Below are 12,760 nucleotides of genomic sequence, written 5' to 3' on the forward strand. Positions count from 1 at the left end.
CCATGAGCGACGACGCCGAGGTGTGGCTGGTCCGGCACGGCGAGACCGAGTGGAGCCGGTCCGGCCGGCACACCTCCACCACCGACCTGCCCCTGCTCCCCGACGGCGAGCGCGTCGCGCGCGGCCTGCGGGAGCGGATCGACGGACCGGACTTCGCGCTGGTGCTGACCAGCCCCCGGCAGCGGGCCCGGCGCACCGCCGAGCTCGCCGGGTACGCCGATGCCGAGGTCGACGACGACCTGGTGGAGTGGACCTACGGCGACTACGAGGGCATCACCACCCCGGAGATCCGCCGGACCGTGCCGGGCTGGACCGTGTGGTCGAAGCCCTGCCCGGGCGGCGAGGACGCCGAGCAGGTCCGTGAGCGGCTGGACCGGGTCGTGGCGAAGGTGCGGGCAGTGGGTGGCCCGGCCCTGCTGTTCGGGCACGGACACGCCCTGCGCGCCCTGACCGCGCGGTGGCTCGGGCTCCCGGTCACCGACGGCCGGCTGTTCCGCCTCGACACGGCCACCGTCTCGATCCTGGGGCACGAGCGGGAGTCCCCGGTCGTGCTGCGCTGGAACTCCTGACCCGATGGGCTCTTGACGCCGGCCCGCGGCGCCAGCACCGTGGTCGCATGTCGCTGGTGGTCGGCTGTCCGCGCTGCTCCACCCCCATCGCCCGTCCGGGGCCGGGCGAGGCGTGGTCCTGCCCCGAGCACGGGACGATCGCCCCGCTGTGGCGTCCCGGCGAGGCGTCGTACGACGCGTTCGCGCAGCACCTCCTCGCGGCCGACGGGTTCCCGACGTACCTGCCCTGGCCGATGAGCCCCGGCTGGAGCGTCACCGACTTCGCGCTCGTGGGGGAGGAGGGGCGCGCCCGCGCGACGCTGACCTGCTGCTCGGGCACCAGCGAGCTCGACGGCCCCGTCGACGTCGCCGTGGTCACCGAGGAGGCCGGCACCGGGCTCGGCGCCCGGTGCGCGGGGACCCTGCACGACGACCCCGGCGACGAGGTCGGCCAGGGCCCGCCGTCGGTGAAGGTCAGGGTCGAGAGCCAGGTGGTGCCGCTGTGGCCGGTCTCGACGAGTGCCGTGAACGGTGAGCTGGACCGCTCCGTGGTCGCCGGCGAGGCCCAGGGGCGGTGGCTGTGGATCGTGCTGCGGCCGGCCTCGGCGGTGCTGCTGCTGCGCGACGACTGGATCCTGCGGGACGTCTCGAGGGTGGGCCCTCCGCTCCTGGAGGTGCCGTTCGGGGGACCGGCTCCGCTCTGGTGAGCCGAACCCGGCGCCTCAGCGTGCGTGCGTGAGGAAGCGGGTGAGCGCGCGCAGGAAGGCCTCGGGCGCCTCGAGGTGCACGTCGTGGCCGGCGCCGGCCACCGTGATGACCTCGGTGTCCGGACGCAACGCGCACATGCTCTCGACCTGGCGGTCCGGCAGCGAGCCGTGCTCGCCGCGCACCAGCAGCGTGGGCGCGTGCACCTGGGACCACTCCTCGAGGTGCTCGCGCTCGTGGAGGTGGGCGACGGCCCGGGTCAGCACCTCGGCGTCCCACTGGGGCCACAGCCCGTCGGGACGCTGCTCGAGCCCGTCGGCCCACGTCTCGGCGACCATCCGGCTGCCGCGGAAGAAGTCGAGGAACTCCTCGCGGTCCTCGAACGGGACCGGCCAGGAGGCGAGCCACTCGCCGATCCCGTCGGTGGCGGCCGTGGAGTCGCCACCGAGGCCGCCCTCCACCAGGACCAGCCGGTCGACCCGCTCGGGTGCCAGGGCGGCCAGCAGCATGGCGGTGTTCGCGCCCATCGACTGGCCCACCACCGGGACCTGGTCGACACCGAGGTCGTCGAGCACGGCCACCACGTCGTCGACGTACGCACGCCGGGACACGTCATCGGGGCGGCGGGTGGAGCTGCCGTGCCCGCGCTGCTCGACCGCGACCACGCACCAGTCCTCGCGCAGCGCCTCGATGGTGGCGCCCCACTCGCGCGCGTAGCCGGCCAGTCCGTGGAGGAGGACCACGATCGGCTTGTCCTCGGCCGTGTCGTAGTACCAGATCTCCGCGTCGGGTCGCTCGACCCGACCCCAGCCGGCCGTCATGAGCCGAGTGTGGCACCCCGGCGGCTCCGGTGCTGCCCTCGTCCACGGCTGGTCACGGGGTGGGGTCGCGCGGTCCGGGCGGCCAGGGCAGCGGCTCGCCCAGGGCCACGGAGCGCGCGAGGACGTCGACGGAGAGCCCGGTGCCCGACGCCCGGCTGTCGTGCACGGCCTTCGCCTGCGGGGCGGTCAGCTCGTGCCGCTCCATGAGGATGCCCTGGGCCTGGCCGAGGACCTGCCGGGCGCGCATCGCCCGCTGCAGCAGGTCGAGCCGACCGATCGCCGCGAGGTCGAGCGCCGAGGGCAGGGACAGCGCCGCGACGGCGGCCACCGTGGCGGCCGTGATGCCGTGCGCCCGGTGGGAGTAGAGATCGAGGCTCACGCCGCGACCGCGCAACGGCGCCAGCGCCGTCATGTGCACCGACAGCAGGCCCAGCCCGACGGCCGCCCGGCTCCAGCCCGGCCAGCGCTCGTCCACCCGTGCGTCGGCCGTGAATCGCTCCGACCCGACGTAGAACCCGCCCAGGCCTGGCCCCTCGCCGAGGTCGGCCTGGATCCGGTCGAGCCGGTCGACCAGGTCGCTGGTGGTGCTGAGGCGGACGAGGGAGCCGCCAGGACCGTGCAGGGCCAGGCCGACGGCGTCGACGTCGAGCAGGCCGAGCGCGACGGACGTCACGGCCGATGCCGCCACGGTGAGCTGGTCGGAGGCATGGAGCACCGCCTCGAACTCGACCGGGTGAGGAAACGGTTCCTCGGGGTGGGTCACGGGGACCTCTCCGCCGGCGCCGGTGGTCTGCAGCAAGCAGGTCGGGGCCGACACCCCCAGCGTGACACAGGGGTGGTGCGATCCACACGTCCGCCGTTTCCCGTGGCGGCCGCACCCCCTTCTAGAGTTCTCGCGTGCGCATCGATCTCCACACCCACTCGCGCGCCAGCGACGGGACGCAGAGCCCGGCAGAGCTGGTGCGCGCGGCCGCGGAGGCGGGGCTCGACGTCGTCGCACTCACCGACCACGACACCGCGGAGGGGTGGGACGAGGCCGCGGTCGCGGCACGTGAGGCCGGCGTCGCGCTGGTGCGCGGCATGGAGATCAGCACCCGGCACGACGGCCGCGGCGTCCACCTGCTGGCCTACCTGCCCGACCCGACCCACCCCGGTCTGGTCGCCGAGCTGGACCGGATCCTCGAGGGGCGCAGCTCCAGGCTGCCGGCGATGCTGGAGCGGCTGCGTGAGCTCGGCATCGACATCGACGACGAGGACGTACGCCGGGTGTCCGGCGACGCCGTCTCGACGGGCCGCCCGCACGTCGCGGACGCGCTGGTCGACCTCGAGGTCGTCGCGGACCGCACCGAGGCGTTCCGGCGCTTCCTCAGCCCGGGTCGGCCGGCGTACGCCAACCGCTACGCCGCCCCCCTCGAGCCGATGCTGCGGATCGTCGGCGAGGCCGGGGGTGTGAGCGTGATCGCCCACCCGTGGGGACGCCACGGCCGCCAGGAGCCCGACGAGCAGACCCTGGCCGCGCTGGCCGACGCGGGCCTCGCCGGGATCGAGGTCGACCACCAGGACCACGACGGCCCGACCCGGGAGCGGCTGCGTGGCATCGCCCGCAATCTCGGCCTGGTCGCCACGGGGTCCAGCGACCACCACGGCACCGGCAAGGTCGACCACGAGCTCGGCTGCAACACCACCGACCCGGACGAGTACCACCGGCTCCTCGACCTGGCCGGTGCCGCCGCGGCCCGGTCCGGGCGGAGCACGCCGCAGGTGGTGCAGGGGTGAGCACGCTGGTCAACGGCGTGCTGCTGACCGAGGTCTTCGTGACGCTGTTCGTGATCATGGACCCGGTCGGCACCGTGCCGATCTTCCTGTCGCTGACCGCCGGACGCTCGGCCCACACCGCCCGCAAGGCGGCCTGGCAGGCGGTGGCGGTCTCCTTCTTCGTGATCGCGATCTTCGCGTTCTTCGGCCAGCAGATCCTGGCCTACCTGCACATCTCGCTGCCGGCCCTGCAGTGTGCCGGTGGCCTGCTGCTCCTGCTGGTCGCGCTCGAGCTCCTCACGGGGAACGAGCAGGAACCGACCGCGGCCGTCGGCACCAACGTCGCGCTGGTGCCGCTGGGCACCCCGCTGCTGGCCGGCCCCGGTGCGATCGTCGCGACGATGGTCTTCTCGCGCGACGTGCACGACGGACCGGACTTCGTGGCCGTCGCCGCGGGCGTGGTGCTCGTGCACGTGTGCCTGTGGGCAGCGATGCGCTACTCCCTGCCGATCCTGCGGCTGATCCGCGAGAGCGGCGTGCTGCTGGTGACCCGGATCGCGGGTCTGCTGCTGTCGGCGATCGCGGTGCAGCTGGTGGCCGACGCGGTCCGGGCCTTCATCGCCGGCGAGGGCTGAGCCGGCCTACTTGCGCCCCAGTGCCTGGAACCGCTGGAGCACCCGCCCGGGGACGAGCCGGGCGGCGGTGGCGATCGCCTTGTAGCGGGCGCTGGGGATCGAGTAGACGCGACCCTTGTCGAAGTCCGCGAGGGCCTGCTCGACGAGGTCGTCGACGTCGAGCCACAGGAACGACGGTGCGGAGTCGCGGCCGACGTCCATCCGCTCGTGGAACTCCGTCCGGGTGAACCCCGGGCACAGCGTCGTCACCGTCACCCCCTGGGGTCGGTACTCCGCTGCGGCCCACTCGCCGAAGCTGTTCACCCACGCCTTGGCCGCGCTGTAGCTGCCGCGGGGCAGGAACGCGGCGACGCTGGAGACGTTGATGATGCCGCCGTGCCCGCGTCGGGTCATGGCGCCGAGCGCCGCGTGGCTGAGCCGCAGCACGGCGGTCACCAGCACGTCGAGCATCGCGTTCTCGGCGTCCACGGGGTTGTCGAGGAACCGGCCCTTCAGCCCGAAGCCGGCATTGTTGACCAGCAGCTCCACCGGGCGGTCCGGGTCGGCCAGCCGCTTCTCCACGCGGCCGATTGCGTCGCGGTCGGTCAGGTCGGCGGGCAGCACCTCCACCTGCACGTCGTGCGCGGCCCGCAGCTCGGCGGCCACCTGCTCCAGCCGCTCCTCGTCGCGCGCGACGAGCACCAGGTCGTGGCCGCGGCGGGCCAGCTGGACGGCGAACGCATGGCCGATGCCGGCCGTCGCGCCCGTGACGAGGGCGGTGCCGTCGGCGGAACGCATTTCAGACATGCGGGCAAGCAAACAGGTGTCGCCGCGAGATGAGCAAGGGCGTCGGGCATGATATGGACCGATGACCACGACACTCGCGATCGCCAACCAGAAGGGCGGCGTCGCCAAGACGACCACGGTCGCATCCCTGGGGGCGGCTCTCGCCGAGCTCGGCCACCGGGTGCTCCTGGTCGACCTCGACCCGCAGGCCTGCCTCACGTTCTCGCTCGGCATCGACCCCGAGGACGTCGAGCTGTCGGTCCACCACGTGCTGACCAAGGGGCTGGACCCGACCGAGGTCATCATCGAGACCGAGGACGGCGTCGACCTGATGCCGGCCACGATCGAGCTGGCCCGCGCCGAGGCGGACCTGCTCACCCGCACCGGACGCGAGCACGTCATCAAGTCGGCCATCGAGGCGCTCGAGGAGGACCTCGGAGACGAGCACTACGACTGGGTCCTGCTGGACTGCCCGCCCTCGCTCGGCGTCCTCACCGTCGCCGCGCTGACCGCGGCGAACGGCGTGCTCGTCCCGTTGCAGTGCGAGACGCTCTCGCACCGCGGGGTCGGCCAGCTGCTCGACACCGTCCACGACGTGCGCCGCTTCACCAACCGCAAGCTCGAGGTGTGGGGCGTGCTGCCCACGCTGTACGACGGCCGGACCAACCACGCCCGCACCGTGCTCGAGACGATCTCCGACACCTACGACCTCGAGGTCGTCGAGCCGCCGATCCCGAAGACGATCAAGTTCGCCGAGGCCCCGGCCGCCGGCCGCTCGATCCTCGCGACCAGCCGCTCCAACAAGGGCGCCCAGGCCTACCGCGAGGTCGCGGTCAACCTGGTGGCCCGGTCCCAGCGGCCGCGCTCGAAGCCGGCCCGGAAGTCGTCCTCGAAGAAGAAGGGCTGAGCCGTGAGCCGACACCGCGAGCACAGTGTCCGCCCCCGCTACGGGCGCATCGCCGTGCTGGGGTCGTCGGTCACGGTCACCGCCGTCGCCGTGCTCGGCGGCAGCGGGATGCTGCCGTCGGCCGCCTCGACCCCGGAGCACCGGGCCCCCGCCGCGATCGAGCAGGTGTCGGCCCACGAGTCCACGACCGGGTCGGAGCGGTCCTCCGCGGAGGCGACGAGCCCCGACGGCGCCACCGCGCAGGGTGACGCGGCCCCGGTGACCAGCGAGGGGAGCGCGGACGCTTCGGAGTACCGCGCCCGGGACACGCTCGACACCGCCCTGCCGTTCCGCTCCGGGACCGGCCGTCGGGTCGTGTTCAGCGAGGGCCGGCAGCGCGTGTGGCTGGTGGGCGCCCACGACCGGGTGCTGCGCACCTACCTGGTCTCCGGCAGCGTGACCGACAACCTCTCCCCGGGCACCTTCGAGGTCTACTCCCGTTCCGAGCAGGCGTGGGGCATCGACGACTCCGGCACGATGAGGTACTTCGTGCGCTTCACGCACGGTGACCGGGCCGCCATCGGCTTCCACGACATCCCCGTCGACGACGGCCGGCTCGTGCAGTCCGTCGCCCAGCTCGGCACCCCCCAGTCCCACGGCTGCATCCGGCAGCGCCGCGGCGACGCGATCGCGCTGTGGAAGTTCGCGCCGATCGGCACCACCGTCGTCGTCGTCTGACCGGACCCGCCGACCCGTCGCAGCTTCACGGCGTACGGCGTCGACCTGTCGCAGCTTCACGGCGTACGGCGTCGACCTGTCGCAGCTTCACGCTGAAGTGCATCGACCCGTCGTCAATTGACGACGGGTCGACGTGTCCTGCCCGTCGACGAGCGACGGGTGGGCGGGCTACTCGGCGGAGGCCGGAGCGGGAGCGGAGTCGGCGCCGGAGCCCGCCCCGGAGGAGCGGCGACGACGGCGGCGGTTCCGATTGCCACCGGAGCGCTGCTCGCCGGAGGCGTCCCCGGTGGACTCACCCGCGTCGGCAGGAGCCGAGGTCGTGCTCGCGTCCCCGGCGACCGGCTCGCCGCCCCGGCTGCGGGTGCGGCTCCGGTTGCGGTTGCGCGCGGGGCGGTCGCCGCCACGGTCGGACCGCTCGCCGCGGTCCTCGCGCGGCTTGCGCTCGACCGGCGCCGGGTCGACGATGCGGCCCTTCGTGCCCGGGGCGATGCCCTGGTCGTGGAAGAGGTGCTCGGAGGTCGAGTAGGTCTCCTGCGGCTCGTCGAACGGCAGGTCCAGCGCCTTGTTGATCATCTTCCAGCGGTGCAGGTCCGCCCAGTCGACGAACGTGATCGCGGTGCCGGTGGCGCCGGCCCGGCCGGTGCGACCGATCCGGTGGACGTAGGTCTTGTCGTCCTCGGGGCAGGTGTAGTTGATGACGTGCGAGACGCCGGCGACGTCGATGCCACGGGCGGCGACGTCGGTGGCGACCAGGACACGGAGCTTGTCCTCGCGGAACTTCGTCAGCGCCTTCTCGCGCGCCACCTGCGCCATGTCGCCGTGCAGCGGGCTGGCGGAGAAGCCGCGCTCCGCGAGGTCGTCGGCGACCCGCTGCGCCTGGCGCTTGGTGCGGGTGAAGACGATGACCTTGCCGGCGTCCTCGGCCTGCAGGACGCGGCCGATGATCTCGGGCTTGTCGAGGTCGTGGGCCTGGTAGATGAACTGCGCGGTCGCCGGCACCGTGGCGTTCTCGTACGACGACTCGGCGCGGATGTTCATCGGGTGCCGCATGTGGGTGCGGGCCAGCGCCACGATCGCGGCCGGCATCGTCGCCGAGAACAGCATCGTCTGCCGGGTCTCGGGGGTCATCTTCAAGATCCGCTCGACGTCGGGCAGGAACCCGAGGTCCAGCATCTCGTCGGCCTCGTCGAGCACCAGGGCGTGCACGTGCGACACGTCGAGCGCCTTGCGGTTGGCCAGGTCGATCAGGCGGCCGGGCGTGCCGACCACGATGTCGACGCCGCTCGCGAGCGTGTCGAGCTGGGTGTCGTAGCCGACCCCGCCGTAGACCGTGAGGACCCGGAGCCCGAGGTCCTTGCTGGCCAGGTGGAGGTCGTTGGAGACCTGCAGCGCGAGCTCGCGGGTCGGGGCGACGATCAGCGCCTGCGGCTTGCCCTGCGGCAGGTCGGCGTACGCCGGGTCGCTCGGCGCGACGCTGCGCTGCAGCACCGGGATGCCGAAGGCCAGCGTCTTGCCGGTGCCGGTGCGGGCCTGGCCGATCAGGTCGGTGCCCAGGAGGGCGACGGAGAGGGTCATCTCCTGGATGGCGAAGGGGGTCGTGATGCCGGCGCGCTCCAGCGCGTCGCAAATCTCGGGGAGGACCCCGAGCTCTCGGAACGTGGTCAGTGTCTTGTCGCTTTCGTGAGTTCAGCCGGTTCAGCCGAAGAAGTTCGGTGCGGCGGACTCACAGGGGAGGGTCTGCCGCGCACATGCTGCGTCGGTCCCCGCCCGGGGCGGGCACGACGATCGTTCCTCGCCACTGTATCGGTAGGGTTCGCGCATGACTGAATCGCCCGCAGCGTCGGACGGCCCGCTGGCGTTCCAGGACCCCGCCTACCGGGAGGCCGTCATCGACCTGCTGGGGGCGATCACGTACGGCGAGATCTCGGCGTTCGAGCGGCTCTGCGAGGACGCGAAGATGGCGCCCTCGCTGGAGGACAAGGTCGCGATCGCCTCGATGGCGACGGCCGAGTTCGCCCACGTCGGGCCGCTGCTCGACCGGATGACCGAGCTCGGCGCCGACCCGTTCGCGGCGATGGCGCCGTTCCGCTCGGCGATCGACCTGTTCCACGAGCACACCGCCCCGTCGGACTGGTACGAGGGGCTGATCAAGGCCTTCGTCGGGGACGGGCTGGCCAACGACTTCTACCGCGAGATCGCGGCCTACCTCGACACCGGCACCCGGGACCTGGTCCTCGCCTCGCTGGAGGACAGCGGTCACGCCCGGTTCGCGGTCGACCGGGTCCGTGCCGCCATCGCGGCCGACCCGCGGCTGGGCGGCCGGCTCGCCCTGTGGGGTCGCCGGCTGATGGGGGAGGCCCTGACCCAGGCCCAGCGGGTGGCCGCGGAGCGCGACGCCCTCTCGGCCCTGCTCGCCGGTGGCGTGGACCGACCGGGCCTCGACCTCGCCGCGATCGGCCGGATGTTCACCCGGCTCACCGAGCGGCACGCCGAGCGGATGGCCGAGCTGGGGCTCGCCTCCTAGGAGCGGAAGCCGACCTGGCCAGTGACGCCGCCACCGATCTCGACGTAGGCGAGCTTCGAGGCGGGCACGATCACCTTGCGGTGCTTGCTGTCGGTGAGGGTGAGGATGCCGCCGGAGGCCACGGCCTCGGCGACGGTCTTCTCGACGGCGTCTGCGGTCTCGTCGGTCTCGACGACAAGCTCTCGGGGGGCGTGCTGGACGCCGATCTTGACCTCCACGGTCGGTTCCTTTCTGGTGGTGGTCGCGGACGGGCGCGACCAGCGCGTACGGGTCAGTGGTCGTCGGTGAGGGGGTAGCCGCGGATCCCGCGCCAGGCCAGCCCGGCGACGAGAGCGGCGGCGTCGGCCTTGGTGATGCCGCCCGCCTCCGACAGCCAGAACCGCGCGCTCACCTGGGCCATTCCCACCAGGGAGACCGCGAGCAGGCGGGAGGCGGTGTCCGGCAGCCCCGTGTCGTCGTGGATGACGTGGGCGATCATCGTGGCGCACTCCGAGGTGACCCGGTCGACCTGCTCGCGCACGGCCGGCTCGTTGGTCAGGTCGGACTCGAACACGAGGCGGAACGCGCCGGTGTCGCTGGCGACGTACTCGAAGAAGGCGTCCATCGTCGCCGCCACCCGCAGCTTGTTGTCCTGGGTGGAGGCGAGCGCCTGGCGGCAGTTGTCGATGATCGTGTCGCAGGAGGCGTCGAGCAGCGCGAGGTAGAGGTCCAGCTTGCCGGGGAAGTGCTGGTAGAGCACCGGCTTGGAGACGCCGGCGCGGTCGGCGATGTCGTCCATGGCGGCAGCGTGGTAGCCCTGCGCCACGAACACCTCGAGCGCCGACTCCAGCAGCTGGGCGCGACGCTCCCGGCGCGGCATCCGGTTGCCGCGCGGACGGGAGACTGCGGTGTCGTGCTGACCAGCGCTCAAGTCATGCTCCTCGGCCTCGGCTCGGGTGTCGGATCTCACCCGCGGAGTCCGCAGCCTACCCGCTGGTCACCTCCGTCCGGATGACGGGACGCGCGGCGGGACGTCCCGGGGGAGCGGGGAACATGGTCGGACTCCCGGATGTTGTGCCAACCGAGAGAGTCCGACGACGTACGAGGAGCGAGCAGTGCCCTTTCCCCCACTCGTGGAGCCGGCCGACGAGCTGACCATCGACGAGGTGCGGCGCTACAGCCGGCACCTGATCATCCCCGACGTCGGGATGGGCGGCCAGAAGCGTCTGAAGAACGCCAAGGTGCTCGTGATCGGCGCCGGTGGCCTGGGCAGCCCGGCGCTGCTCTACCTGGCCGCGGCCGGCGTGGGCACGATCGGCATCGCGGAGTTCGACGAGGTCGACGAGTCCAACCTGCAGCGCCAGATCATCCACGGGCAGTCGGACGTCGGGAAGTCCAAGGCGCAGTCGGCCAAGGAGTCGATCGCGGAGGCCAACCCCTACGTGGACGTCGTGCTCCACGAGGAGCGCCTCGAGAACGACAACGTCATGGACGTCTTCCGCGGCTACGACCTGATCGTCGACGGCACCGACAACTTCGCGACCCGCTACATGGTCAACGACGCGGCGTACTTCCTCGGGATCCCCTACGTGTGGGGCTCGATCTACCGCTTCGACGGCCAGGCGTCGGTGTTCGCGCCCACCATCGCGGACGACGCCCCGTGCTACCGCTGCCTCTACCCCGAGCCCCCGCCGCCGGGCATGGTCCCGTCGTGCGCCGAGGGCGGCGTGCTGGGCGTGCTGTGCGCCAGCATCGGCTCCATCCAGGTCAACGAGGCCATCAAGCTGCTGACCGGCATCGGCGACCCGCTGGTGGGCAAGCTGATGATCTACGACGCCCTCGAGATGGAGTACCGCAAGCTCAAGGTGCGCAAGGACCCGAACTGCGCGCTGTGCGGCGAGAACCCGACCGTCACCGGGCTGATCGACTACGAGTCCTTCTGCGGCGCGATCTCCGAGGACGCCGCGGACGCCGCCGCGGGCTCCACGATCTCGGTGACCCAGCTCGAGGCGATGCTCAAGGAGCGCGAGGAGGGCACGCGCGACTTCGTGCTCGTCGACGTGCGCGAGCCCAACGAGTACGAGATCAACAAGATCCCGGGCTCCGTGCTGATCCCCAAGGGCGACTTCCTCAACGGCAGCGCGCTGGAGCAGCTGCCGGCCGACAAGCAGGTCGTCATGCACTGCAAGACCGGCGTGCGCTCGGCCGAGACGCTGGCGATCGTCAAGGGCGCCGGGTACTCCGACGCGGTGCACGTCGGCGGTGGCGTGGCCGCGTGGGTCAACCAGATCGACCCCAGCCAGCCGTCGTACTGACTCCTCACCCACGTCGACCCGCCACCGGATCCGGTGGCGGGTCGACGTGCGTCTGGCCCGAGATGACTACTCCGGCGTAACCCGTTCGGGCCATGTCTCGTTGGACCCTGCACAGCCGCCGTCGGCGACCGCGCCCTCGGCCCCGCACATCGGGAGGGATCCACCCCATGAGGTTTGCACCGTCGAAGACAGCCCGGGTCGCCACCGGGGCGCTCGCCGTCCTGAGCAGCGCCGCGCTCGGCACCGCCATCGCCACCGCCGCCCCCGCAACGGCGGCCGGCACCACCGCCTGGGCGCCGGCCGACACGGCCAAGATCCACCCCGGGACGATGATGTACACCGAGGGCGCCCAGTGCACCGCGAACTTCGTCTACACCGACGCGGCCGCGAACGTCTACGTCGGGTACGCCGCGCACTGCGCCGGCACCGGTTCCTCGACCGACACCGACGGCTGCAAGACCGACTCGCTGCCGCTGGGCACCAAGGTGACCTTCAACGAGGGCGGCAGCCTGGTGGACGAGGGCACCCAGGTGGGCTCGGGCACCTTGGTGTACTCGTCCTGGCTGACCGAGAAGCAGCTGGGCACCACCGACCCGAACACCTGCGCCTACAACGACCTCGCCCTGGTCAAGGTCGACGCCGGGGACGTCTCCAAGGTCAACCCGAGCGTCCCGTTCTGGGGTGGCCCGACCGGCATCGACACCGACGGCACCGCCGCCGGTGACCGGGTCTACACCTACGGCAACTCCAGCCTGCGGGCCGGCCTCGAGCCGCTCTCGCCGCACACCGGCGTCAGCCTGGGTGACGACGCCGCCGACGGTGGCTGGTCGCACCCGCTCTACACCGTGTCCCCGGGCATCCCCGGAGACTCGGGCTCCGGGTTCCTGAGCGCCGACGGCAAGGCCATCGGCGTCCTGTCCACGCTCGGCCTGGCGCCGCTGCCGGCGTCGAACAACATCGGCGACCTGGCCAAGGAGCTCGCCTTCGCGCAGCAGCACTCCGGCATCTCGGGCCTGCAGCTGGTCAACGGCACCGAGCCGTTCTCGCCCGTCCTCTGAGGACGACCCCGACCTCGACCAGCGAGGGAGC

At 72.4% G+C, this 12,760-nt stretch carries 15 protein-coding genes; 9 read left to right on the plus strand and 6 right to left on the minus strand.

Annotation, left to right across the window (positions count from 1 at the left end; translation table 11 throughout):
• The first annotated feature begins 2 nt into the window (after positions 1-2).
• On the plus strand, positions 3-569 hold the full coding sequence (locus ACZ43H_RS02225; RefSeq protein ID WP_464587405.1) for a histidine phosphatase family protein: 567 nt from the start codon (positions 3-5) through the stop codon (positions 567-569).
• Between the two features lie 47 nt (positions 570-616).
• Complete coding sequence (locus ACZ43H_RS02230) at positions 617-1,255, plus strand: DUF6758 family protein (RefSeq protein ID WP_464587406.1); 639 nt, start codon at positions 617-619, stop codon at positions 1,253-1,255.
• Positions 1,256-1,270: 15 nt separating this feature from the next.
• Here the strand turns inward: ACZ43H_RS02230 and ACZ43H_RS02235 are convergent, their stop codons facing one another.
• Both ACZ43H_RS02235 and ACZ43H_RS02240 read right to left on the minus strand, forming a co-directional pair.
• A complete protein-coding gene (locus ACZ43H_RS02235; protein WP_464587407.1) occupies positions 1,271-2,074 on the minus strand; it encodes an alpha/beta fold hydrolase in 804 nt (267 codons plus the stop codon).
• Between the two features lie 52 nt (positions 2,075-2,126).
• Positions 2,127-2,837 carry an ANTAR domain-containing protein gene (locus tag ACZ43H_RS02240; protein ID WP_464587408.1) on the minus strand — a complete coding sequence of 237 codons (711 nt, stop codon included), beginning with the start codon at positions 2,835-2,837 and terminating at the stop codon, positions 2,127-2,129.
• A 134-nt stretch (positions 2,838-2,971) separates the two neighbouring features.
• On the opposite strand from ACZ43H_RS02240, the gene ACZ43H_RS02245 reads away from it, so the two are divergent.
• Together ACZ43H_RS02245 and ACZ43H_RS02250 are read left to right on the plus strand one after the other, a co-directional pair.
• Complete coding sequence (locus ACZ43H_RS02245; protein WP_464587409.1) at positions 2,972-3,850, plus strand: PHP domain-containing protein; 879 nt, start codon at positions 2,972-2,974, stop codon at positions 3,848-3,850.
• Entirely contained in the window at positions 3,847-4,464 is a 618-nt protein-coding gene (locus tag ACZ43H_RS02250; RefSeq protein ID WP_379178957.1) for a MarC family protein, read from the plus strand. Before ACZ43H_RS02245 ends, ACZ43H_RS02250 begins: the two co-directional genes overlap by 4 nt.
• 6 nt (positions 4,465-4,470) lie before the next feature.
• Here ACZ43H_RS02250 and ACZ43H_RS02255 read toward each other — a convergent pair whose 3' ends face one another.
• Entirely contained in the window at positions 4,471-5,250 is a 780-nt protein-coding gene (locus ACZ43H_RS02255) for an SDR family NAD(P)-dependent oxidoreductase (RefSeq protein ID WP_464587410.1), read from the minus strand.
• Between the two features lie 61 nt (positions 5,251-5,311).
• On the opposite strand from ACZ43H_RS02255, the gene ACZ43H_RS02260 reads away from it, so the two are divergent.
• Both ACZ43H_RS02260 and ACZ43H_RS02265 read left to right on the plus strand, forming a co-directional pair.
• Positions 5,312-6,136, plus strand: a complete 825-nt coding sequence (locus ACZ43H_RS02260) for a ParA family protein (protein WP_464587412.1) — start codon at positions 5,312-5,314, stop codon at positions 6,134-6,136.
• Positions 6,137-6,139: 3 nt separating this feature from the next.
• Positions 6,140-6,853, plus strand: coding sequence for a L,D-transpeptidase (locus ACZ43H_RS02265; protein WP_464587414.1), 714 nt, complete (start codon positions 6,140-6,142; stop codon positions 6,851-6,853).
• A 168-nt stretch (positions 6,854-7,021) separates the two neighbouring features.
• Here ACZ43H_RS02265 and ACZ43H_RS02270 read toward each other — a convergent pair whose 3' ends face one another.
• Entirely contained in the window at positions 7,022-8,428 is a 1,407-nt protein-coding gene (locus ACZ43H_RS02270; protein WP_464587415.1) for a DEAD/DEAH box helicase, read from the minus strand.
• A gap of 244 nt (positions 8,429-8,672) precedes the next feature.
• Here ACZ43H_RS02270 and ACZ43H_RS02275 point away from each other — a divergent pair, with 244 nt between their 5' ends.
• Complete coding sequence (locus ACZ43H_RS02275) at positions 8,673-9,377, plus strand: ferritin-like fold-containing protein (RefSeq protein WP_464587417.1); 705 nt, start codon at positions 8,673-8,675, stop codon at positions 9,375-9,377.
• Here the strand turns inward: ACZ43H_RS02275 and ACZ43H_RS02280 are convergent.
• Both ACZ43H_RS02280 and ACZ43H_RS02285 read right to left on the minus strand, forming a co-directional pair.
• A complete protein-coding gene (locus tag ACZ43H_RS02280; RefSeq protein ID WP_464587418.1) occupies positions 9,374-9,595 on the minus strand; it encodes a DUF3107 domain-containing protein in 222 nt (73 codons plus the stop codon). The two genes, ACZ43H_RS02275 and ACZ43H_RS02280, sit on opposite strands and share 4 nt — an antisense overlap.
• 53 nt (positions 9,596-9,648) lie before the next feature.
• The gene (locus ACZ43H_RS02285) at positions 9,649-10,287 is read right to left on the minus strand and encodes a TetR/AcrR family transcriptional regulator (protein WP_464587420.1); all 639 of its coding nucleotides are present in this window, start codon (positions 10,285-10,287) and stop codon (positions 9,649-9,651) included.
• Between the two features lie 184 nt (positions 10,288-10,471).
• On the opposite strand from ACZ43H_RS02285, the gene moeZ reads away from it, so the two are divergent.
• Both moeZ and ACZ43H_RS02295 read left to right on the plus strand, forming a co-directional pair.
• Positions 10,472-11,671, plus strand: a complete 1,200-nt coding sequence (moeZ, locus tag ACZ43H_RS02290; RefSeq protein WP_464587422.1) for an adenylyltransferase/sulfurtransferase MoeZ — start codon at positions 10,472-10,474, stop codon at positions 11,669-11,671.
• Positions 11,672-11,838: 167 nt separating this feature from the next.
• Positions 11,839-12,729 (plus strand): serine protease family protein, encoded by an 891-nt coding sequence (locus ACZ43H_RS02295; protein WP_464587423.1) that lies wholly within the window; start codon positions 11,839-11,841, stop codon positions 12,727-12,729.
• Positions 12,730-12,760 lie beyond the last annotated feature (31 nt).

The organism is Nocardioides sp. DN36 (genome assembly GCF_055380375.1).

Coding starts and splice junctions, on each gene's coding strand:
- ACZ43H_RS02270 (WP_464587415.1), bottom strand. CDS start 8,428: ATGACCCTCTCCGTCGCCCTCCTGGGCACCGACCTGATCGGCCAGGCC.
- ACZ43H_RS02255 (WP_464587410.1), bottom strand. CDS start 5,250: ATGTCTGAAATGCGTTCCGCCGACGGCACCGCCCTCGTCACGGGCGCG.
- ACZ43H_RS02230 (WP_464587406.1), top strand. CDS start 617: ATGTCGCTGGTGGTCGGCTGTCCGCGCTGCTCCACCCCCATCGCCCGT.
- ACZ43H_RS02295 (WP_464587423.1), top strand. CDS start 11,839: ATGAGGTTTGCACCGTCGAAGACAGCCCGGGTCGCCACCGGGGCGCTC.
- ACZ43H_RS02260 (WP_464587412.1), top strand. CDS start 5,312: ATGACCACGACACTCGCGATCGCCAACCAGAAGGGCGGCGTCGCCAAG.
- ACZ43H_RS02275 (WP_464587417.1), top strand. CDS start 8,673: ATGACTGAATCGCCCGCAGCGTCGGACGGCCCGCTGGCGTTCCAGGAC.
- ACZ43H_RS02225 (WP_464587405.1), top strand. CDS start 3: ATGAGCGACGACGCCGAGGTGTGGCTGGTCCGGCACGGCGAGACCGAG.
- ACZ43H_RS02235 (WP_464587407.1), bottom strand. CDS start 2,074: ATGACGGCCGGCTGGGGTCGGGTCGAGCGACCCGACGCGGAGATCTGG.